The 22,571-nt window shown below is 60.0% G+C and carries 18 protein-coding genes; 10 read left to right on the forward strand and 8 right to left on the reverse strand.

What is annotated here, in order from left to right:
* Positions 1 to 26: 26 nt before the first annotated feature.
* The 6 genes from KJA79_RS03035 to KJA79_RS03060 form a co-directional block, all read right to left on the reverse strand.
* The gene (locus tag KJA79_RS03035; RefSeq protein ID WP_213040523.1) at positions 27 to 1,064 is read right to left on the reverse strand and encodes a transporter family protein; all 1,038 of its coding nucleotides are present in this window, start codon (positions 1,062 to 1,064) and stop codon (positions 27 to 29) included.
* Positions 1,065 to 1,174: 110 nt separating this feature from the next.
* Complete coding sequence (locus KJA79_RS03040) at positions 1,175 to 1,486, reverse strand: hypothetical protein (RefSeq protein WP_213040524.1); 312 nt, start codon at positions 1,484 to 1,486, stop codon at positions 1,175 to 1,177.
* Positions 1,487 to 1,488: 2 nt separating this feature from the next.
* Positions 1,489 to 2,031 (reverse strand): peroxiredoxin family protein, encoded by a 543-nt coding sequence (locus tag KJA79_RS03045; RefSeq protein WP_213040525.1) that lies wholly within the window; start codon positions 2,029 to 2,031, stop codon positions 1,489 to 1,491.
* A 59-nt stretch (positions 2,032 to 2,090) separates the two neighbouring features.
* A complete protein-coding gene (locus tag KJA79_RS03050; RefSeq protein WP_213040526.1) occupies positions 2,091 to 3,254 on the reverse strand; it encodes an energy transducer TonB in 1,164 nt (387 codons plus the stop codon).
* A 35-nt stretch (positions 3,255 to 3,289) separates the two neighbouring features.
* The gene (locus KJA79_RS03055) at positions 3,290 to 3,751 is read right to left on the reverse strand and encodes a hypothetical protein (protein ID WP_246507384.1); all 462 of its coding nucleotides are present in this window, start codon (positions 3,749 to 3,751) and stop codon (positions 3,290 to 3,292) included.
* Positions 3,752 to 4,388: 637 nt separating this feature from the next.
* Complete coding sequence (locus KJA79_RS03060) at positions 4,389 to 5,753, reverse strand: tetratricopeptide repeat protein (RefSeq protein WP_343224227.1); 1,365 nt, start codon at positions 5,751 to 5,753, stop codon at positions 4,389 to 4,391.
* On the opposite strand from KJA79_RS03060, the gene secA reads away from it, so the two are divergent.
* Positions 5,731 to 8,436, forward strand: coding sequence for a preprotein translocase subunit SecA (gene secA / locus KJA79_RS03065; RefSeq protein ID WP_213040528.1), 2,706 nt, complete (start codon positions 5,731 to 5,733; stop codon positions 8,434 to 8,436). The genes KJA79_RS03060 and secA overlap by 23 nt on opposite strands.
* Before the next feature lie 274 nt (positions 8,437 to 8,710).
* Here secA and KJA79_RS03070 read toward each other — a convergent pair whose 3' ends face one another.
* Together KJA79_RS03070 and KJA79_RS03075 are read right to left on the reverse strand one after the other, a co-directional pair.
* Entirely contained in the window at positions 8,711 to 9,016 is a 306-nt protein-coding gene (locus KJA79_RS03070) for a hypothetical protein (protein WP_213040529.1), read from the reverse strand.
* A 97-nt stretch (positions 9,017 to 9,113) separates the two neighbouring features.
* Complete coding sequence (locus KJA79_RS03075) at positions 9,114 to 11,276, reverse strand: zinc metalloprotease (protein ID WP_213040530.1); 2,163 nt, start codon at positions 11,274 to 11,276, stop codon at positions 9,114 to 9,116.
* 670 nt (positions 11,277 to 11,946) lie between these two features.
* Between KJA79_RS03075 and KJA79_RS03080 the strand changes: the two genes are divergently transcribed.
* The 9 genes from KJA79_RS03080 (at position 11,947) to nuoI (ending at position 22,502) form a co-directional block, all read left to right on the forward strand.
* Positions 11,947 to 13,191 carry a class I SAM-dependent methyltransferase gene (locus KJA79_RS03080; protein WP_213040531.1) on the forward strand — a complete coding sequence of 415 codons (1,245 nt, stop codon included), beginning with the start codon at positions 11,947 to 11,949 and terminating at the stop codon, positions 13,189 to 13,191.
* Positions 13,184 to 13,555, forward strand: a complete 372-nt coding sequence (locus tag KJA79_RS03085) for an NADH-quinone oxidoreductase subunit A (RefSeq protein WP_213040532.1) — start codon at positions 13,184 to 13,186, stop codon at positions 13,553 to 13,555. The genes KJA79_RS03080 and KJA79_RS03085 overlap by 8 nt, the downstream gene beginning before the upstream one ends.
* Before the next feature lie 136 nt (positions 13,556 to 13,691).
* A complete protein-coding gene (locus KJA79_RS03090) occupies positions 13,692 to 14,171 on the forward strand; it encodes an NADH-quinone oxidoreductase subunit B (protein ID WP_213040533.1) in 480 nt (159 codons plus the stop codon).
* An 87-nt stretch (positions 14,172 to 14,258) separates the two neighbouring features.
* Positions 14,259 to 16,010 (forward strand): NADH dehydrogenase (quinone) subunit D, encoded by a 1,752-nt coding sequence (nuoD, locus tag KJA79_RS03095; RefSeq protein WP_213040534.1) that lies wholly within the window; start codon positions 14,259 to 14,261, stop codon positions 16,008 to 16,010.
* A gap of 122 nt (positions 16,011 to 16,132) precedes the next feature.
* The gene (nuoE, locus tag KJA79_RS03100) at positions 16,133 to 16,663 is read left to right on the forward strand and encodes an NADH-quinone oxidoreductase subunit NuoE (protein WP_213040535.1); all 531 of its coding nucleotides are present in this window, start codon (positions 16,133 to 16,135) and stop codon (positions 16,661 to 16,663) included.
* Between the two features lie 81 nt (positions 16,664 to 16,744).
* Entirely contained in the window at positions 16,745 to 18,052 is a 1,308-nt protein-coding gene (nuoF, locus tag KJA79_RS03105) for an NADH-quinone oxidoreductase subunit NuoF (protein WP_213040536.1), read from the forward strand.
* Positions 18,053 to 18,158: 106 nt separating this feature from the next.
* Positions 18,159 to 20,828 (forward strand): NADH-quinone oxidoreductase subunit NuoG, encoded by a 2,670-nt coding sequence (nuoG, locus tag KJA79_RS03110; RefSeq protein ID WP_213040537.1) that lies wholly within the window; start codon positions 18,159 to 18,161, stop codon positions 20,826 to 20,828.
* A gap of 24 nt (positions 20,829 to 20,852) precedes the next feature.
* Positions 20,853 to 21,920 carry an NADH-quinone oxidoreductase subunit NuoH gene (nuoH, locus tag KJA79_RS03115; protein ID WP_213040538.1) on the forward strand — a complete coding sequence of 356 codons (1,068 nt, stop codon included), beginning with the start codon at positions 20,853 to 20,855 and terminating at the stop codon, positions 21,918 to 21,920.
* 9 nt (positions 21,921 to 21,929) lie between these two features.
* Positions 21,930 to 22,502 carry an NADH-quinone oxidoreductase subunit NuoI gene (gene nuoI / locus KJA79_RS03120; RefSeq protein ID WP_213040539.1) on the forward strand — a complete coding sequence of 191 codons (573 nt, stop codon included), beginning with the start codon at positions 21,930 to 21,932 and terminating at the stop codon, positions 22,500 to 22,502.
* Positions 22,503 to 22,571: the final 69 nt, after the last annotated feature.

A 22,571-nucleotide genomic window follows, 5' to 3' on the forward strand; every position in this document is an offset into this window, starting at 1 on the left:
AGAGACCGCACAACCCGCCGGGTCCCTCAGGCCCCGGGCGTGAACAATTGGAAATACTTGGTCACGCCGAATGTGTAGCTGGTCGCCTGCGCAAGATTGTTGTTGGCATCCCGATACAGCGGCACCTGCGCATAAAAATAGGCTTGCCACGTGTCTCCGATGTTGAACAACACACCGGGTGCCGCGCCGAACCAGGACGAGCCGGTGTTGGGAATGCCGTGGTCCAGGATCGGTCCCGACCCGATGCTCGCACTCAGACTGTCGTGCGTCATATAGCGATAGTTCACCTGCGCCGTGAACACCAGCCAGGGCAACGTCACCAGATTGAACCCGCCGTTCACGATGTATTCGTCGCCGAACTGATAGCCGTCGTTGTTCTTGAACGTATGCCGATAGCTCGCGAACACGAATTGATTCAACCGGTGAGGCAGAATCTCGTAGGATTGGTACATCGTTCCCACCAGCCCGAATTGCCCGCGTCCCAGCTGACCGGCCGGCTCCAACACTCCACCCAGGTTGTCCGTCTGTCGATAGTCGCCGGTTGGCAGCTCCGTGCCGACCCCGAAGACCAGCATGCTCTTCAGCGAGGCCAGCACATTGTATTTCGCCATCAGCCGGATATCGCCGATGCCCTTGTCGGAAAACCGGCTCAGGTCCTCATTCTGTCCCTGGTGAAAATGGTAATGCTCATGCCGGCGCGTCATATAGGGCAAGGTGACCTGCAATCCGAACCGATCAGTCACGCCATAGTTGAAATCCAACGCGAATGAATTCGTATAGGTCGAACGCTCGTTGTGGTGGTTGGGAATGATGCGCCGCCCGATCTGGTCGGCCTCGGCAATCAGGCCGGTCGATCCGCTGGGCAGATTCATGGGCGTATAACTGTAGATAAAATTCATGGTCAGCAGGCCGGCTTGGGGTACCTGCTGCTGAGAACCGATCGTCACGAAGCAACTGACGGCACCGCAGGCGGCGTGGGCGGAGGGGAGCGGAGCCACCGTCCCGACAGCCACTGTCACGATTCCAAGCCCTGCCACCAACAATCTTCTACTGAGAGCCCACATCACGCACAATCCTTTCTTCCATCACGGATGATGGGACGGGTCGCGCCCGAAGAAACCTCCGGCTGAGACACCACGGTTGATGAATGAACACGATGAACGAGGGAAACGAGTTAGGACCGGGAGAAATCGGGAGGGCCCCGTGAGGTCCGCAGCGCACGGGATTCGATCGACAACGAATCGAACTGGATGTCATCAATCAGAGTGACGAAGTGGATTATGATAGGAACCCACTCCGGCACTGATTCAAGATCTTGTCCGGCCGCGCACATCCAGGAACACACCACGGTCCCGTGCACGCCGGACTCGTGATGGGCATGTTGCGACAGGTGCTCCAGCATGTGCGGATACACCACCCCCTGAAGCGCCAGGAAGACACAGGCCAGCAGGAGCGGCATCGCGGTATGTCGCAAACGGGTCATCATGATTAGTGCAAGAAAGCCGCCTTCACTGGGGTGGCGTGCTGAATCCGACTGACGATCTCCTGGATTTTTTCCTCCGTCAGCAACCCGCCTTTGATGTACTCCTGCACCACCCCTTGCTGGTCGATAAACACGCTGACCGGCAGGCCGAACACGCCGTACTGGTTCGCCACCTGATTTTCGCGATCCAGCAACACGGGGAAGGTGTGTTTGTACTGTTGAATGTGCTCGCGCACCTTGGCCTCGTCCTCCAATTCATTGACGGCCAGCACCACAAAGTCTTTGTCGCGGAGCTGGTCATAGACGGTCTGCATCGCGGGCATCTCGGAGGTGCAGGGCTTGCACCAGGTCGCCCAAAAATTGACCAAGACAATTTTTCCTCGGTATTGCTCCAGACTATGCGCCTGGCCGTGCAGATCCGTCAGCGAAAAGCTACTGGCGGGCATGCCGGCAGCCGGAGGCCGTGAGCCCATGGCCATGGCCGAACCGACCAGCGTCGACAGAAACAGAGCCGTCACCATGAGCTTCCGCGTAAGCGCTTGTCCCATGTTCGTCGATCTCCAACAGGCCTGTGATGGCGTCTCCATACTGAGTGCTCCCGCTCGCCCTACCGGTTCAGGCTGTAACTGACCGGCAGATGCAACACGACCATCGGCGCCGTCAACTCATGTTTCATATGAAGAGGACAGGCCCGCCGAACCGCCTCCATCGCCGCCTGATCCAAGGACTCATGACCGGAACTTTTCACGACTTCCACGTCCTTGAGTTGACCATCGTTGCGGATGGAGACCTTGAGGACCACTTTGCCTTCCCATCCATTCAGCCGTGCCGTACTGGGGTAATGTCTCAACTCGATGATGCGGCGATGCAGTGATTCGGCCAACCACCCGTAATCGGCCTTGGCGGCAGACCTCGCGACGGCGGCCTGGGCCACGACCTGGTGTTCCCGCAATGTGGCCGGATCCGGCTCGGACACCGCCGCCGTCGGCGCGGTGGGTACCACCACGGCCTCGACCGGAGCGGGGGGCGCGGAGACGGGCTCACTGACCGCAGCGGCTACCGGCGCGGCCGCAGGCGCGGAGGGTGCCGGGGCCGGAGGCGCCTCGACCGCCGGAGCGCTACGCACCACCGGTGCACTGGCCGTCACCACGGGTTCCTGAACCGTTTCCACCACCGCCGGTGCACTGACGGCCGGCTGGGCCTGATAGGTCTGGGCCGTGGCAGGAGCTACTTCCATCACCTGCTGTTCAACCACCGATGCCACGTCCCGCTGCACTTCGGCCGGTGCCGCGGCCTGCACGACCGGCTCCGTCTTGTGAATCTGCTGCGGTTCGATGGGCTTCGCCTGCATCTGAACGATTTCCTGCTTCGGCTGCGTCTGCTCTTGTGGACGAACTGCTTCGACCACCGGCTGCACTTCCCGCTGAACGGCTTGCGGGAGCACTCTGGTTTCCACCTGCCGCTCCACCGGCTGAGGAGGAGGTGGCACCACCGCCCGAACCGGTTGCGCTCGTGGCTTCACCGGAGTGGGCGCAGTGGGCTGAACTTGGGGAACGGGAGCCGGGGCCGGTTCCTCTTGACGCACCACTTCACGCGCCGGCTCGACGAGGGCGACATCCCACTTGAACGGTTCTTTTTCCACCATCACGGACATCTTCGGCAACAGGCCAAAGGCCACCAGTGCCAGACAGGCATGCAACGCCAACGAGGCCCCCCACCCGGTCACCGCCTGTTTCGAATCTCCCGATTGCGCCACGAACAGGTTCTCCATGGGAATAGCCCCTTTCGACACGATACGCCCCGTCTCTACTTGAAGACGACTTTCGAGACCGACCCGATCGGTACTTCAACCTGACCGAAATCGGATTCGCCCTTGAAACTGCCGCTGACGGCCGGCGTGAATTCTCCGTTCTTGCCGTTGGTCAAGGTCACGGTCATGGCCGGGGCACTCTTGTCGGCACCGGGCTTGACCTCGATCTGCTTGATCTGGTCGAATTTGATATTGACCGTCGCCGTGCCACGCTTAGCCGGCAGATGCCGCAACTCATGCGGGACAAAAGAGGTTTCACTCATCTTCTCTTCCCAATAAAAAATGCCGTTCTTCAACTCGGTCTCGACCCCCTGCTGGTCGGTCACCGCCATCGTGAACGTCTTTTCAGCTTTCGCGTCCGCCGCAAAGCCGCTGGGCGCCGAAATCAAGACCACCAACCCCGCGAGCCCGTATACCGCCATCCGCACCATCCACTGATTGATCAGGTTCTTCATCATTCCTTCACTCCCTCGAACAAGACATGGCCCGACATCATCCCCCTACCTGACACCGGCATCAGAAACTGACACCCCGCGTCCCGTGAACAGGAAACACCCTGCCCGGAACATCACTCCCCTGGCCAAACGACACGGTGAAAAAGGACTGCACCCACAGCATGCGAGACACCTCGCCTGACTGTTCACTACGGCTCTGCCACGCGGAGCCGGAATTCGGTACAACGGGAACGAAGATCAGGCAAAGACAGGTGGTGCGCGAGAATGACTGAAGGAACGAGGTTGGGAAGAGAGTAATCGATTGGAACGACACCCGACATCACCGGATAAGGAAAACAGATGAGCCGCGTGAAGGGGGGTCGCAACGTGAACCCCAGCGGTGGCGCACATCCAAGCGCAGATGCCTGATCCATGCATGGCGGCATCGTGGTGGGCCGCATGCTGGAGTTCGTGTGCGACGGCGCTGCCGGTTGTCACCGCCAATAACGCGATGACGGCGAAGGCGACAATCCAGACGATGCCTTTGAAGTGGGAACTTCGCATATAACAAAGACCAAAACCTGGCTGGCATGCTAACAAACTCGTCGAGGAAGCGTCAACGCAACTTTTGGCCTCCGGAGGGCCATTCGGCCGGGGCCTGTTACATTCCACCCAGACCGATGATGCGTTCCACACGTTCATCTCGCCCGCCGAGATCTCGATAGCGACGGTACTGGGCCAATGCCCGCCCCATGTCCTTGCGATGGAGCTCGTAAAAGACCCCGAGATTATAATGGGCCTCGGCTGAGTTCGGCTTCAGCGCCACGGCCCGTTCATACTCCCGCTCGGCTTCTTCCAAGCGATTCAAGCTCGTGTAGACCATTCCGAGATTCAGGTGGGCTTCGGCATATTCCGGGCGATACCGGATGACCTCTAAAAACTCTCGCTCGGCATCCGCGAGTAGCCCTTGGCTTCGGTAGACGAAGGCCAGGTTGTAATGGGCATCGACCAAATCGGCCTTGACCGCAATGGCTTCTTTCAGCGCGGCGGCCGCGGCATGCAGGTCGTTCCCCCGTTCCGCCAGGCGCCCGAGCATATACCAGGCGTCGGCATGCCTGGGATTCGCCTGCGTCAGACGGGACAGATAGTCGCGCGCCTGTTTGAGATCGCCCTGACTCTCGTACAAACTGGCCAAATGGTACATGGCCTCGGCGTGGTCCGGTCGTACCCGGAGGAGCGCCTGATACATCTTCACGGCATTGGGGCGATCGTGCCGCTCCTCATAGAGTCGAGCCAGATCCAGGTGGGCCTCTTCGTTTCCCGGCGCAATATCCAGTACCTGGCGCAGCACCTGCTCCGCCTCCTCGCCTCGCCCTTGCGCGAGATATACGTCGGCCAGATCGTTCAAAATCTCGGCCGAGGGAGGGCCATATTTCAACGACTGCTTGTAGGCCTGAATGGCTTCGTCAGGGTTGCGCTTGCTCTGAAAATAGACCAGCCCCAGGACATGGTGGGCCTCGGCCAGTCGGGGGTTCTGCGCCAGGGCTTTTTTCAGCGCCTCGATCGCGCCGTCCGCATTGCCCTCCCGAAAGAGTGCCACGCCTCGCTCGTAGCTGCGGCGAGCTGCATCCGGCGAGGGAGATGAGGCCGACCATGCTTCAGGGGAAGAGGGCGTGAGCGCGAGCAGGCAACCGAGCAGCAGGCTCGTGAGGAAATGACGCGAACAGCTGGGCCCTTGCCGCATCACGATCCGCAGTGGAATCCGTGGGTGACTTCGGCGAGAGAGTCGACGAAGTGGTGCGCCCACTATAGAGAGCAGCGCAGTCGAAAGCAACGACGTCACCGCGCCGTCTTCCTCACGTTCGATGAGGAGAGGGTTGAGACCCTTGACGCTGTTTCGGTAGGATTCCCTGTTCGATTCCTGTATACTCCGCCGCCGAGCCCATGCGGCACGAGGAGAGCCTCGTCCGTAGGCCGGCTCGCGAGAACAAAGGTACGCCTGCATGCTGACCCAAGTCCTGAACATTATCTTCGGCAGTAAAAACGACCGCGAGATCAAGGCGTTGCGCCCGATCGTCGAACGGATCAACGGACTCGAATCAAGCCTCACGCCCTTGTCGGACCAGGCGCTGGCCGAGAAGACGCAAGAATTTAAAAAGCGTCTCGAAGACGGCGAAACCCTGGACGACATTCTGCCCGAAGCGTTTGCGGTCTGCCGCGAAATGTCCCGCCGCCGACTCAACATGCGGCACTTCGACGTGCAGCTGATCGGCGGCATGATCCTCAATAAGGGCCGGATCGCCGAAATGAAGACCGGTGAGGGGAAAACCCTGGTCGCCACCCTCCCGCTCTATCTCAATGCCTTGGAAGGCAAAGGCGCCCATCTTGTCACCGTCAACGATTACCTGGCCAAACGAGACGCCGCCTGGATGGCCCAGCTCTACCATGCGCTCGGCCTCTCCGTCGGAATCATTCAGCACGATGCCTCTTTCTGGTACGACCCGACCTACGATGCCGCCGACAAACGGCTCCAACACTTGAGGCCCTGCAGCAGGCACGAAGCCTATCGCGCGGACATTACCTACGGCACGAACAACGAATATGGCTTCGATTACCTCCGCGACAACCTGATCGTGAGCGACCTCAGCCAATGCGTGCAACGCCCGCTCCACTTTGCCATTGTGGACGAAGTCGACAGCATCTTGATCGACGAAGCGCGGACCCCGTTGATCATTTCCGGCCCGACCGATCAGACCACCGACCTGTATTACCGCATCAATGCCATCATTCCGCAGCTCAAACCGGAGCATGACTATACGATCGAAGAAAAGACCAAGACCGCCTCGCTCACGGAAGAAGGCAACGTCCGCGTCGAAAAACTGCTGGGCGTGGACAACCTCTACGACTTGCAGCACATGGATCTGGTGCACCATGTCGTGAAAGCGCTGCAGGCCTATGCGCTCTATAAACGCGACGTGGACTATGTGGTGAAGGACGGCGAAGTCATTATCGTCGACGAATTTACCGGCCGATTGATGCCGGGCCGCCGCTGGAGCGATGGACTCCATCAAGCCGTGGAAGCCAAAGAAGGCGTCAAAATCGCCAACGAGAACCAGACCCTGGCCTCGGTGACCTTCCAGAACTATTTCCGCATGTATAAAAAGTTGGCGGGCATGACCGGGACCGCCGACACGGAAGCGGGCGAGTTCGCCAAGATTTATAACCTGGACGTCAACGTCGTCCCGACCAACCGGGCCATGATCCGCAAAGACTACGCCGACGTGGTCTTCCGCACGGAAAAAGAAAAATTCACCGCCATCGTCGAGGAGATCAAGGACTGTCACGAGCGGGGACAGCCGGTTCTCGTCGGCACCATCTCCATCGAAAAGTCCGAGCGCCTGGCCGGATACTTAAGCCGCAACGGCATCAAGCACAACGTGCTGAACGCTAAGTTCCATGAGAAGGAAGCGGAAATCATCGCCCAGGCCGGACGCAAAGGCGCTGTGACCATCGCCACCAACATGGCCGGCCGCGGCACCGACATTCTCCTGGGCGGCAACGCGGATTTCCTCTTCAAGCGCGTGCTCTATCAGGACGACACCCTGACGGAGGAACGGAAGCAGCAGATCCTGGAACAAATCAAAGCCGAGTGCGAAAAGGACAAGCAGGAAGTGGTCGCGTTGGGCGGGCTGCATATCCTCGGCACGGAACGCCATGAAAGCCGCCGGATCGACAACCAGCTCCGCGGCCGCGCCGGCCGACAAGGCGATCCCGGGTCTTCGCGTTTCTACCTCTCCCTTGAAGACGATTTGATGCGCATCTTCGCCTCCGAGCGCGTATCCCAGATGATGTTGAAACTGGGCATGGAAGAAGGCGTGCCGATCGAACACGGCATGGTCACGCGCGCCATCGCGAACGCGCAGAAGAAAGTCGAGGCGCACAACTTCGAAGTCCGCAAGCAGCTCCTCGAGTATGACGACGTCATGAATAAGCAGCGGGAAGTGATCTACCAACACCGTCACGCGGTGTTGGCCGGCGAGCACATCCAGCAAGATATTCACGACATGATGAAGGATCTCGTCAACGGCTTCGTCGACACCTATTGCCCGGCCGATCAATACCAAGAAGAGTGGGACTACAACGGCCTCGGGGAAGCCCTCCAGGGCCAGTTCGCCCTCGACATTACCCAGGGCAAGGGGAGCGTCGCCGACCATTTCAAGGATGTCGGCCGGGATGCCCTGATCGAGGAGATCCAGACCCAGGTCCGCCGCGCCTACGATCAGAAAGAACAGGAACTCAGTCCTGAACTCATGCGGTATCTGGAAAAAATGCTATTGCTTCAAGTGATCGACCACCATTGGAAAGATCACCTGCTTGGCATGGACCACCTGCGGGACGGCATCGGCCTGCGCGGGTACGGACAAAAAGATCCGCTGATCGAATACAAGCGCGAAGGGTTCGACATGTTCAGCTCCATGATGGAGCGCATCAAGTCCGATGTGCTGGAGCGCATGTTCCGTGTGCAGGCCGTGCGAGGCGAACAGCCGCCACCGCCGGCTCCCGAGCCGACGCCGCCGCCACGCATGGTGCTCAACCGCAGCGACGAACCGACACCGCAACCGGCCCAAAGTCAGGCGGACAAGACCGGTCGCAACGATCCCTGCCCCTGCGGAAGTGGGAAAAAATTTAAGAAGTGCCACGGGGCGTGAGAGATGAGGCCAAACGGCCCCCATCGCTGAACGCTACCCCGCAACCGTCTGCAGCCTCGATCCTTTCATCTGCACCACCCGTGTCGCTGGAAACATGGCTCCAGCGACACTTCGGACAGTGCTCGCGGTCTGCATCGCAAAACGTCGCACTTTCGCTCTGCCGGTTTTCGAACTTCCGCCACTCGCGCCACCAGGCCAGCTCGCCCCGTCTTGATACGAGTGAACTAGTCGCCCCCTGCTCTAGTCCGTGACTTGATTGTGAAGCGGCCACCCCTTAGGTCATCTTGCGGTATGCGAACGCGCATCCCTCGGCATCGACAAAGCTCAGCCGGTCCTGTTGCCAGGACACGTCATAGGTGATGAGCGCGTCATTGGCCGTTGAGAGTCGAATGTGGTGGGGATCAACTAGCTCGAACGTGCCTGCGTCCCACAGAGTAAACGTGCCCGGCGGATCGGAGCGGCCGACGTACAGGCCGCCTTCCTGAAACTGCAGCATGTCGGGGTAACGATGCGCGCAAAGAGGATGCGGCAGCTTTTCCCACCGACCGAGCAACACGTGGGGAGCCAATGATTCTGGCATACGGTCCTCCATAGGCATCCCCGGCGCGACCGAGAAGACCACGCCGGGGACACACATCCATACGATGGCCGCCATCCAGGCGGTCGGTAGGGGCACGTTACTGGATCGACTCCACCACCGCTTTGACTTCCTCGTCACCTTTCAGCCCCGCCGCCTTGTGCTTGAGCTTCTTGGCGATCACCTTTTTCGCGGCGCCGTCGCCGGCCTCGTGCTTCGCCAATTCGGCCGCTCGGCGAATTTCCGCCGGGCTCATGACGACGGCCTCGTCCAGCAAATCCGCCACGGCCTTCAAGTTCGCCTTGCGCGTGCCGAAGCGCTCGCCGAGACGCTTGGCTTCGATATAGGCATAATGCGGCCGGAGCACCGGGTTCTTCAAGGCCGTGTGAATTGCCTCGATCCCGTCGACCAAGTGGTCGCCCCCAACAACGAGAGTCAGGAGCGTGTCGGGTGTGGAAAGCACTTTCAGTGCCGCCTGCGCGTGCGCATCGTCGCTAGCCGACGACACCATCACGTCGGCCGAGCCAGTCGTGACGACCTCGACCCCGCCTTGGTCCCAATGGACCTCCACCTGCACGCGATAGGCTCCCGGCATCGGAAACAGCGCGCCTTGGGAGCCTCGCAGGAGCGTCATCGAATTCCGAACACCCTGTCGGGGCTTGAGGCGGACCATCGGATGGTCTTCCACGCAGAGAATGATCGGCGAAAACGTACGCACCGTCCCCGCCGGGTCGGTCACGTGACCTCGGACGAATCCACTCTTCATGGAGAGGGTGGCCGGAGCGGGCACCGGCTCGTCGGTCGTGTTCGTCAATTCGAGGTTGAGCCGGATCGGGGCGCCGAGCGGCGCGGAAGCATGCACCGGCGTGACCGTCAGCAAGAGGCCCTCCGCGGACAATTCCATATCAGTCGGGCTGATCGGTGTCGTGGCATAGGAGGTGCCGAACGGCGTCCCACCCGGACGGACATAAATATCCGGGATGTGCCGCAACCTTTTGGCGTCGTCCGCATGATATGACCATTGCACGTTGTTTGGAAACACAGCGCTCCCCGGAGACAAGGAGTTGTTGGCAATGACGTCGGTCGTGTTCATAAAGCCATTGTCACCCGTGTTGTGGTACAGACCCATGGCGTGGCCCGTTTCGTGGACCGCCGTTCGAAAATACGGGGAGGTCGCCGTACCGAAGCGCACCCCCTTGACCAAACCCCATTCCGCACTGGTAGGAACCGTCCAGTGCGAAGCGATGGCGCAACCCTCCCGAGGGACGTTGTTGGAATCACCGCCATATGCGTCGTACATGATGCCGCGGGAGGTGGAATCCAACCGCCGCACACACAGGATATGATAGCGCCATTCGGCGTCCAGGTTGGAGGCATCCCGCCTGGCCAGCATGGCCGCATGGCATTCCGCATCCGACCAGGACTCGCCGCTCGGCTCGACCAGGTTGCTGTCACTCTGGTCGACGGTGATGTCCCACCCGATGCCGTCACCGATCGCCTTCCAATCCACGCCCGCACCGTTGTGCAGCGGCGATTCGGACTGGCTTACCCGGTCGATCTCAACCGTCGCCTTCCGCAGGTAGGCCGAAATCCACCCCATGGTCAGCCGACCGACGACCGTGCCGCTGCTGTTCTTGACGTCGCCTGCCAGGTAATCGCTGCTCGAAGGGTAGCCGGCCGGGGCCGCCTGCCACGACATCAACGCGGTGAAGGTGCCCTCGTTCGTCCAGGTACCGCCCGTACTCCACGCTCCGGCGCTCTTCGTGAAACGCCACATCTCAAAGCCGAGCGTGAAGCTGGTCCCGATCGTAAAATATTCGAGAATCTGAGTAACCCGGAGGTAGTACCGATACCGACCTCGGGACAAAATAGGAATCCCGGCGCTCGGGCTGGGGCCTGGGAGAAGTAAAGGGGAAGAGGGAATCGGCGGGAACCCCGGTTTCCACGGCAACCAAATGAGCGGGCGTTGGTACAGGTCGCCGCTCGCTGTTCGGCCGCTGCCATGGCACTCCACGCGCAACGTGCCGTCATAGGTCACCAAGGGACTCCCCGACGGCTTGTAATTGAGCAGATAGCAGCCGCAACGCACACTCCGAAACTTCAATGGCGGCCAAGGGAAAGGAACTGGGAACGGTTGCAGCGGCTCGAGGCCCGGTTGAGGAATAGGCTGTGGTTGCGGGATGGGTACTTCCGGAAGCGGCTGAGGGAGCGGGGGGAACGGGCCTACGGGGTTGGGAATGAGATCGGCGCGCGGTGCGTTCATGGGAACCCTCCTTGGTTTGTGAGTCATGAGGTCACTCGCCCGCGTAAGGCCGTGTGCGACTACAGGGAATGTCCTCGGCACGGTGTCGGGCAATGGAGCAACCGGTGTTCACGCACGCAAGACGAAAAAAGCAAACGACATGCCGATAGAAATGGCACCACGCACTGATCGTGATTTCACGAACATGCGAATGGACGTGTTTGACCCTGTGCTCGGGATTCGCGCGGCGCGACGTATCTCATCGTCTGGCAGGTTGTATCGGAACCGATACGAAGGGCGAGGACCGCACAACTGCGTATGAGCCTGCCGCGCGGCGAGGGCTTCTTCGTTCGAGTGTCCCACAGAACCAGCTGGCTTCAGCCAATCTTCTTAGGTTCCCTGTGGGTGCGCACGTAGCGAACGGAGGCGGCCTTGTACCTCGTCACTCCTGTGAAGCGACCTGCGAGATGGTCTCTACTGCGCGCATCGACCGAGCACAATCCGATCGCGCGCGGTCTGCGAGCACCGAGACTGGGCTCGCCGCCGCGCCTGCCGGGTCTTTTCACCTTGACTTGCCGCAGAGCCAACGGCTAATCTAACCCACTCTTTTCCCTAGAGAATCCGGTAGAAGACCTGTGTTCTGCGATGGCGCGTGAAACAGGAATCGACTACCGACAAGGGTGGTGTCACTTTGAGCACTGGACATCCTCAACTCCTGGCGAATATCAAAGCTGAAATTGCTGCGACAGGTCCGATTCCGTTCGTGCGTTTCATGGAGTTGGCCCTCTATCATCCGCAATACGGTTATTACGTGCGACCCGTTGATCACCCGACTCAGGAACGTATCGGATGGTCGGGTGATTTCTATACGAGTTCCGATGTGCATCCCATTCTGGGGCAGGCCCTGGCCAAACAGGCCCAGCAACTTGATGCCTGCCTTGGCCATCCGGATGCCTTTACCGTGGTGGAGATGGGAGCGGGCAAGGGCTTACTAGCGCGCGATTTTCTCGCCGCCTGCCGGAACGCTCCCGCCCATTTTGGTAAGCGCCTTCGGTACATCCTCATCGAGCGCAGCGCGTCGATGCGTACACTCCAGCAACAAGCTTTAGCGCCGTGGCTCGACCAGACAGGTTGCGTCACATGGCTGGATCGGCTAGAGGATCTGCCGTCGGACAGTGTCACCGGCCTCTTCTTCTCCAACGAACTAGTCGACGCGTTTCCTGTGCATCGCCTCGCGGTGATCGACGGTCGCCCGCAGGAAGTGTTCGTCGATATTCGCGACGACCGCTTCACAGAGGTGTACCGCCCGCTTTCCGAAGCCCTCGCGGCCTATTTGCGGGAAGGCGCCATCAGCCTCCCAGATGGATACCGGACGGAGATCAATCTCGGCGCAGTCCAGTGGATGCAACAGGTGGCGCAGGTGATGCGCCGCGGCGCGGTCCTGACGATCGACTATGGTCACACCGCCGAAGACCTCTATGGACCGGAGCGCAAAAACGGCACGTTCCTCTGCTATTACAGCCAGATGACCTCGGAAGACGCGTACGACCGGGTCGGCGAGCAGGACATGACCGCGCATGTAGACTTCACCGCCCTTGCGAGAGCAGGACAGCAGGCCGGGTTGGACGTGACTGGATTCACGAATCAAATGAGTTTCCTGATCGGCCTGGGCGCCGAGCAGTTCCTGGAATCCCTGGAGCCGGAATCCCCGGAGTTTTACGCGGCCATTCATCTGCTGCGGCCGGACGGCATGGGTCGGACCTTCAAGGTCCTGGTGCAACACAAGGGGATGGCCACACCGGAGTTGGACGGATTGAAGTTCAAGCCGTTCTTCGGATCGATTTTGAATACGAACGGGGACTCACCAGTCAATCGTCAGACGTCAGCCGGCGCTTCACGAACGATGCTTCACGATTCACAGGTCTGTCATGGGTAGCGAAGCGGCTCCGCTGAATTACATCCCGATCCTGATTTTTATCGTGATCGCGTTTGCATTCGGCGCCGTGCAGATTCTGTTGGGGCGGATCGTCAGGCCCAGCCGCCCCTATCGCGCCAAACTGGCGCCGTATGAAAGCGGCAGCCCGTTGTTTTCAGACGCCAAGGTGCAGTTCCCGATCCGGTACTACATCATCGCCATGTTGTTTGTGATCTTCGACATCGAAATCGTCTTCATGTTTCCATGGGCGGTCGCGTTCAAGAAACTCGGCCTGGTGGGATTGGCCGAAATGGTGGTGTTCATCGCCATCCTGATTGTCGGGTTCTGGTACGCATGGAAAAAAGGAGCGTTGGAATGGGATTGATCGGGTCCTGTCATCGACCAGCCCATCCGTCCTCACTCCACCCATCCCCCAGTGGGTCCCTTTCGTTGCGGGCGGATGGGCGCCCTGGTCGATGCCACCCGATCAATCCCATTTCAGATCTGGGAGTGAGTGAAAGATGAGTTTTCTGGAAAGACAGCTCGATGCCAATGTGTTGACGACGAATCTCGATGCCTTCGTCGGCTGGGCGCGCAAATCCTCCTTGTGGCCAATGACCTTCGGATTGGCCTGTTGCGCCATCGAAATGATCGCCAGCGTCTCGTCGCGGTATGACATCGATCGGTTCGGCGCCGGTGTGTTCCGCGCCTCGCCCCGCCAATCCGACTTGATGATCGTGGCCGGCACCGTCTCACGCAAAATGGCGCCCGTCATCCGCCGCATTTACGACCAGATGGCCGAGCCGCGCTACGTCATTTCGATGGGCTCCTGCGCCACGTCCGGCAATCACTACAACAGCTATGCCGTCGTGCAGGGAGTCGACCAGATCGTTCCGGTGGACGTCTATATCGCCGGTTGCCCGCCCCGTCCCGAAGCGCTGTTGGACGGGCTGTTGAAACTGCAGGAAAAGATTCAGCGCGAAAAGATTTTTGTCCGGTAACGGGAACGTGAATGGTGACCTCGCGGCGTTGAAGATCCCCGTCTTCCACCTGCCTCACCGGATCACACTCATCGGTGTTTCGTAACGATGCAACCACTGCTTGAACGACTCATGACCGCCTTTCCCGACGCCATCCGCGGCGTGGAGGTGGATGCCGCGCGCAACGAAGTGACGGCCCGGGTGGCGGCGGCACGGATCGTCGACGTGGCGCGCTGGCTGCACGACACGCCGGAGGCGGCCTTCGATCACATTACCGATATTTGCTCCGTCGACTACCCCAACGACACCGAGCGGTTCGAAGTGATCTATCAGCTGCTCTCGATCCCGCACCGGCGGCGGATCAGACTCAAAGCTCGGATCACGGAAGAGTCACCGGAGATCGCGTCCGTCACCGGCATCTGGAAGGGCGCCGAGTTCATGGAGCGCGAAGTGTACGACCTGATGGGGATCACCTTTACCGGGCATCCGGACCTTCGTCGCATTCTGCTGCCGGAAGACTATGAAGAAGGCCATCCCCTGCGAAAAGACTTTCCGGCCGAAGGGCGAGGCTGGCGCAGCTCGTTTCCGTTCATTCCCCGCCTGGACGAAGCCCCTGAGGAACAGACCGAGGGTGAAATTCCCGAGGAGGAAAAACAGGTCTATCGGGCAGCCGAACCGCAAGGCGGGACGAGACGGCGCGAAGAACTGCTCTTGAACATGGGCCCGCAACATCCCAGCACCCATGGCGTGCTTCGGGTGGTGCTGGAATTGGACGGCGAGCGGATCGTCAAGGCGACCCCCGATCTCGGCTATCTCCATCGCGGCGTCGAAAAGTTGGCGGAAGGCCTCCACTACATGCAGGTCATCCCCCACACCGACCGGCTCGACTATGTCTGCGCGATGACCAATAACTATGCCTACGTGCGCGCGGTCGAAAAACTGCTCGACATCACGGTGCCGGAACGGGCGGAGTATGTCCGCACGATCGTCGCCGAAATGCAGCGCATCATCGGCCATCTGTTCTGGCTGGGCACCCAGGCCCTTGATATCGGGGCCATGACGGTCTTCTTCTGGACGTTTCGGGAGCGCGAAATCCTGCTCGACATGTTCGAAAAATTATGCGGCGCGCGCCTGACGTTGAACTACTACCGCATCGGCGGCGTCGACAGCGACTTCACGCCCGATCTGGTGGCCAAGCTGAAGGCGTTCCTCCACACCTTCCCGGAGAAGGTCAACGAATACAACCAACTGCTCATGTCCAACCGGATCTGGGTGGGGCGAACCAAAGACATCGCGGTGATTTCGGCCGAAGACGCGATCAACTTCGGCCTGACCGGCCCGACGCTTCGCGGGTCGGGGGTCGACTACGACATACGCAAATACGAGCCCTATGGCGTGTACGACAAGGTGGAATGGGAAGTACCTGTCGGCAAACGCGGCGATACCTACGACCGCTATTGGGTGCGCATGGAGGAAATGCGGCAGAGCGCGCGCATCATCGCGCAATGCCTCGACCAGATGCCGGAAGGGCCGATCATGGCGGATGTGCCGCACGTGATCCCACCGCCGAAGGCCAAGGTCATGCGCGACATGGAAAGCTTGATTCACCACTTTATTATCTTTACGCAAGGCTTCAAGCCACCCAAGGGTGAAACCTATTGCGGAACCGAAGCCCCGAAGGGCGAACTCGGGTTTTTCGTCGTCAGCGACGGCAGCCCTCGCCCCTATCGGCTCAAGATTCGCGCCCCATCCTTCATTCACATGGGCGCGTTCGACCACATGGCGCGCGGGTACCTGATTTCAGACATCATCACGATTTTCGGCACCTACGATATCGTGATGGGGGAATGTGATCGATGAGGGTCATGAGCCATGATGTCCGCAGTGCTCGCGGAACGCGCGCCCTCGGAAGGACCTCGTCCCACGCGCGCACGTAGGGACACCCTGGCTCAAGCCCTCATCGTTTTGAGGCAATAGGGACTATGCTGAAAGACAAGCATCAGGCAGAAATCGACGAGATCCTCTCCCGATATCCGGTGAAGCGTTCGGCGCTGTTGCCGCTGTTGTATCTGGCACAGCGCGAAGAGGGGTATGTCACGGAAGCCGCTATGCAGGAAATCGCCGGGATCTTGAAGCTGACCCCTCCGCAGGTGTATGAGACGGCCACGTTTTATACGATGCTGAACCTCAAGCCGGTGGGGAAATTCCACCTGCAGGTCTGTAAATCATTGATGTGCGCTCTCGTGGGATCGGACACGGTCATCAGCTGGGTCGGCGCGAAGCTCGGTATCAAGCCTGGAGAAACGACGCCGGACAAGCTCTTTACGCTCAGCATCGTGGAATGTCTCGCCGCCTGCGGAACCGGTCCGATGATGCAAGTGAATGACGACTACTATGAGCGCCTGACGGAAGAAAAACTGGATCGCATTCTCGCGGACCTGCGACAGACCGGCACATCGTCGCTGAAGACTGGTCCGTTCATGTGGCCGGAACCGAGCGGGGTAAAGAGCTAATGGCCGATAGCTTATGGCATGGCGGGAATCAAGGACGCATGTCCGCGCTATCAGCGGGAAGCCATACGCTCTGGAGTTAAGATGCCCAAGTACGAACCCATTCTGTTGAAAAACATGCTCCAGCCCGGCTATGCCGGTTCGTTGGCGGAATATGAACGCGCGGGCGGGTACCAGGCCGTGCGAAAAGTGCTCGGACAACTCAGCCCGGCGGAAGTCACCGGGATCGTCATGAAATCGGGGTTGCGCGGGCGCGGCGGCGCCGGGTTTCCGACCGGCGTGAAATGGGGATTTTTGCCGAAGGACTACCAGGGCCCCCGCTACCTCTGCTGCAATGCCGACGAGAGCGAACCGGGCACGTTCAAAGATCGCCAGCTCATCGAGCGCGACCCGCATCAATTGTTGGAAGGGATGTTGATCGCGTGCTACGCGATCGGAGCGGCCAGTTCCTACATTTACATCCGCGGGGAATTCGTCCTAGGCGCCAAGATTCTGGAAGCGGCCATCAAGGAAGCACGCGCCGCCGGTTATGTCGGAAAGAACATCTTCGGCTCCAACACCTCGATCGATATCTGGGTCCATCGCGGAGCGGGTGCCTATATCTGCGGGGAAGAAACGGCCCTGCTGGAATCGCTCGAAGGGAAACGCGGCCTCCCCCGGGTCAAGCCGCCGTTCCCGGCCACGCACGGTCTGTACAACAAACCGACCGTGGTGAACAACGTCGAAACCCTCGCCAACTTGCCGCACATCGTGAATCGCGGCGCCGAATGGTTCGCCTCGATCGGCTCGCCCCCCAAGAGCACGGGCACCCGGGTTTTCTGCGTCAGCGGACACGTGAAACAACCTGGCAATTACGAAGTGCCGATGGGCATCACGTTCCGCGAGTTGATCTACGAACACGCCGGTGGCATGCGGGGAGACAAGCCGCTCAAGGCATTCATTCCCGGAGGGGCCTCCGCGCCGTTCCTGACGCCGGAGCACCTGGACGTGAAGCTGGATTTCGAATCCGTGGCCTTGGCGGGCTCCATGCTGGGGTCCGGCGGCGTCACCGTCATGGAAGAGGGCACCGACATGGTCTGGGCCGCGTTGCGCCTGATGGAATTTTTCTATCATGAGTCCTGCGGCAAGTGCAGCCCCTGCCGGGAGGGTAGCTCCTGGCTCGTCCAGATCATGCGCCGCATCGTCAACAAACGCGGCCGCATTGAAGACCTTGAAACGCTGACCGACCTGTGTAAGAACATCGCCGGTCGAACGGTCTGCGCGTTCGGCGACGCCGAGGTGTCTCCGATTTTAAGCACGCTCAAACATTGGCGCCAGGAATATGTCGACCTGATTCAGGCGGCTGAGGCCGCCAATTTGATCCGGCCGGAACCGGTAGGGACGAAACATTGACGTCTCCCATGACGCACAACAGTACTCAGGAATGTTCCATGCTCAATTCTCAGTGTTCGATTAAACATTCACCATTGAAAATCGAACAGTAAGAGCTGTTCACACGATGCCTGATCAAAAGCCAGAAACAGTCCGCCTGACCATCGACGGCACCACGGTCGCGGTTCCCAAGGGTACCCTCGTAATCGAGGCCGCCCGGCGCGTCGGCGTCATGATCCCGCATTTCTGTTATCACCCCAAGCTGAAGCCGGACGCGAATTGCCGGATGTGTCTGGTGGAAGTCGAGAAAATGCCGAAGCTGCAGACGGCCTGCAGCACGCCCGTCGCGGAAGGCATGGCCGTCCGTACCGCCACCACCACCGTTGACGATGCACACAAGTCCGTGCTGGAATTCATCCTGGCGAACCATCCACTCGATTGCCCGGTCTGTGACCAAGGCGGAAAGTGCGACCTCCAGGATTTCTCGCATCAGTACACCCCGACCACCAGCCGGTTTACCGAAACCAAGCGCATCTTCCAGAAAGAGTACTTCAGCCCGCTCATTGAAACGCAGATGAATCGCTGCGTCCAATGCTTGCGGTGCGTGCGGTACTGCGACGAGATCATGGACGTCAAAGCGCTCGCTCCGGTAGGCCGCGGCACGATGACGGAAATCAAACACTTCGGCCCACATGAACTGGACTGCGAATTCTGCGGCGGGTGTATTCAAATCTGTCCCGTCGGCGCCATTACCAGCCGGTTATCGATGTACGAATACCGCCCCTGGATGCTCAAGCGCGCCGACACGATTTGCACGTTTTGCGGCGACGGCTGCCGGATCACCGTGCAAACCAAGGACAACGAACTCATCGAGGTGAATTCCGCTCACGGCGCCGGGCGGAACAACGGCGATCTCTGTGCGCGCGGGTTTTTCGGCTTCCATGCCAGCAGCCACGCCGACCGCCTCACCCACCCATTAATCCGCCGCGACGGCGTCTTGGTTCAAACCACGTGGGAAGAGGCGCTGGAATTTGTTGCGGCACAGGCGCTCCGCTTGAAGTTGGCGCACGGCCCGGACGCATTCGGCGGACTGATCGCCTCCCGCTGCACGAACGAAGACCTGTATGTCTTCCAGAAATTCATGCGCCAGGTGATCGGCACCAATCGGGTCGACAGCAGCGCGCGCTACGGGCATCTCAACGGCATCCAGGCCTTGCGGCGCGTCCAAGGTACCCATCGCTGGACCATCGCCTTTGAAGACATCGTCGCCGCGAACGCCCTGCTGCTGGTCGGCACCAATGTCACCGAAACCAGTCCGATCACAGGACTGAAGGTCAAAGAAGCCGTCAAAAAGCGGCAGGCGGCGCTCGTCACAATCGAAACACTGCAACCGGCGGTCGATACGCTGAGCAACATCGTCAACCTGGCCACCCAACATTTCCCGACCCATCCCGAGCAATTCGGCAACACCGTCCTCGGGCTGCTCAAGGCGGTCGTGGAAGGCAATCTGGTGGACGCTACCCTGGCCCAACAGTCGCCGGCCTTTGTTCAACGTGTCACCACGGCCCTGAACGGCACCTCCTGGGACGTCTTGGAAGCCGCCACCGGTCAGACTCGCGCCAGGTGGGCGGAGACCGCCCAGCTCTTGGCGAAGGCTAAGCGCCTGGTCGTGCTGGTCGGTAACGGGGTCTTGCGTCAGGCGGGCGCGGAGGCGACGACCACGAATCTCCTCGACCTCTTGATCCTCCTCGGCAAACTTGATCAGCCCGGCTGCGGGCTCGGGCCTCTGGCGGAAGAAAATAACGATCAGGGCGCGGTCGAGATGGGCGCGGTCGCCGAATTCATCCCCGGGCCGATGCCACTCAACGATCAACCGGCCCGTGACCGCATCACCTCGGTGTGGCGGGAAGAATTGCCACATACGCCGGGCGCCTCGCTCACGGAGATGCTTGCCGCAGCCGACAAGGGGTCGCTCAAAGCCTTGTTCGTCATCGGCGAAAACCCTGTCGGCAGCTTGCCCGCCGCAGCCCGAGCGAAAGACGCACTGGCCAAACTGGAGCTCTTGGTCTGTCAGGAGCTCTTTCTCACTGAAACAGCGGCAATGGCCCATGTGGTCCTCCCCGCTTGTTCATACATGGAGAAGGACGGCACCTTTACCAATTCAGAAGGGCATGTCCAGGCGGTTCGACAGGCGATCAATCCGATCGGTGACAGCCGCCCGGATTGGGAGATGTTGTCCGCCATATCGGTCTTGATGGGAGTCCCGCTCGAATATGGTGACGCGCGGGAAATTCTCAAAGAAATCCGGAGCGTCATCCCAGGCTACGGCCTGCTGGGACCGACGCCCACATCACCCAAGGTGGACCAGGCCACGCTCAGCCGCTATCTCGCTGAGGGTGCTGCAACCGACATCGCGTCCCGGTACGCCGTTCGCCAAATCACGAACCCGGCCGACGCCCCCTTCACGCTGGTCTTTACGCAAACGCTGTTCCACTCAGGGAAGTTGTCCACGCGATCGAAGGGGCTCCTGCAGTTGCAACAGGACGGGGTGCTGTCGATCAATCCGTCGGATGCCGCTCAATTGGGACTGACGGACGGCGAGACGGTGACGATGTCCAATACCCGCGGAGCGATCACCACCAGGGTCAAGCTGCGCGAGCGGGTACCGGCCGGTGTGTTGTGGTTCCCGGAGCATTTCGACGGCGAGGCGAAACACCTCGCGGAATGGACGATTGATCCCCGGACTCAAATCCCCTATTTTAAGCTCGCGCACGTATCTCTGGCGAAGGTCTCGTAGGACGGGACGAGGAGTATTGTTGTCATGGAAATCGGATTACGACTGGCGGTGTCCCTCGCTCAAATCGCCGCGGTAATGGGAGTGGTGATGCTGACCGTCATGGTGCTCACCCTCGCTGAGCGAAAAGTACTCGGCTGGATGCAGGATCGCATGGGTCCGATGGAAGTCGGCCCTTACGGCGTGCTGCAACCCATCGCCGACGGGCTGAAACTCTTTTTTAAGGAAGACATCATCCCGGCCGGGGCCAACCGGTTCCTCTTTACGCTGGCGCCGATTCTGGCGCTGGTGCCGGCCATGATCGGCTTTGCGGTGATTCCCTTCGGGCCGAGCATGACCATCGAACTGTTCGGCATGCAGGTCAAGCCGTTCGTGATCAGCGACATCAATATCGGCATTCTGTATATCCTGGCCTTTGCCTCGATCGGCGCCTACGGCATCATCCTCGGCGGCTGGTCGTCCAACAGCAAATACTCGCTGCTCGGCGGTCTCCGTTCCGCCGCGCAGGTCATCAGCTACGAATTGAACGTTGGGCTCGCGATCGTGGGCGTCATCCTCCTGTCCGGCTCTCTGAGTCTGGTGAAGATTACCGAGGCCCAGGCCGGCGGATTCTGGAACTGGTTCGTCATCGCCATGCCCTTCCCACAGATTTTCGCGTTCGTGGTCTATGTCATCTCGTCGGTCGCAGAAACGAACCGAGTGCCCTTCGACCTTCCGGAAGCGGAAAGCGAATTGGTGGCGGGGTTCTTCACGGAATACAGCGGCATGCGGTTCGCCTTTTTCTTCATCGCGGAATACGCGAACATGATCCTGGTCTCCTGCGTCGCCGCGGCCCTCTTCTTGGGTGGGTGGAACGCCCCCTACCCGGGCACCATCCTTGGACACCTTGGATTGGATGCGCTGGCTTGGATTGAAAACGTCGTCTGGTTTGCCGCAAAAGTCTACTTCTTCCTGTTCTTGTTCTTCTGGCTGAGGGCCACGCTCCCTCGTCTGCGGTACGACCAACTGATGCGATTCGGGTGGAAAGTGATGTTGCCCATCGCGCTCGGCAACATCGTGTTGACGGCCATCGCCGCCTACTTCTTCCCGCGGTAAGGGAGTGCCATGAACGCCGCCGTCACAACAGACACCAAACGGAAACCGTTCAGCGAGTGGCTGAAGACGTTGACGTTTTATGAACTGCTGGTGGGGATGAAGGCTACGCTCACGCACTTGCTCAACTACAAGCCGATCACGCTGCAGTATCCGCACGAGAAACGCCTGCTGCCGGACAATTACCGCGGCATGCTCTCCCTGTTGCGTTACGACGACGGGACGGAAAAATGCGTGGGGTGCGACCTTTGTGAAGCGGCCTGCCCTTCGCGGGTGATCCGGGTCGTCAGCGGCGAAGTCCCCGGAGAACCGACCAAGCGGTATTCCAAAGAATATTATATGGACATGACGCGCTGCCTATTCTGCGGGCTCTGCGTCGACGCCTGTCCCGTGGATGCCCTGGCCATGACCCGCGAATTCGAATGGGCCGTGTACGACAAGCGCCAACTCCATCTCAATAAGCAACAGCTGCTCGCCATCGGCGACCGCGCGTTTCCCGTCCGGGAAAAGCGCCTTGAGCTGCAGCATCCGAACGTGGCGTTTTTTAACGTCACGTTCAAGCATCTCCCGCAAAAGGAGAACTAGGCCGCCCGCCTCGTCCTCCGTGCTGGCCCCCCACACAGAGACGACTGAAGCGGAACAGGCTGCCACCGG

Source organism: Nitrospira defluvii (assembly GCF_905220995.1).
GTDB lineage: Bacteria > Nitrospirota > Nitrospiria > Nitrospirales > Nitrospiraceae > Nitrospira_A > Nitrospira_A defluvii_C.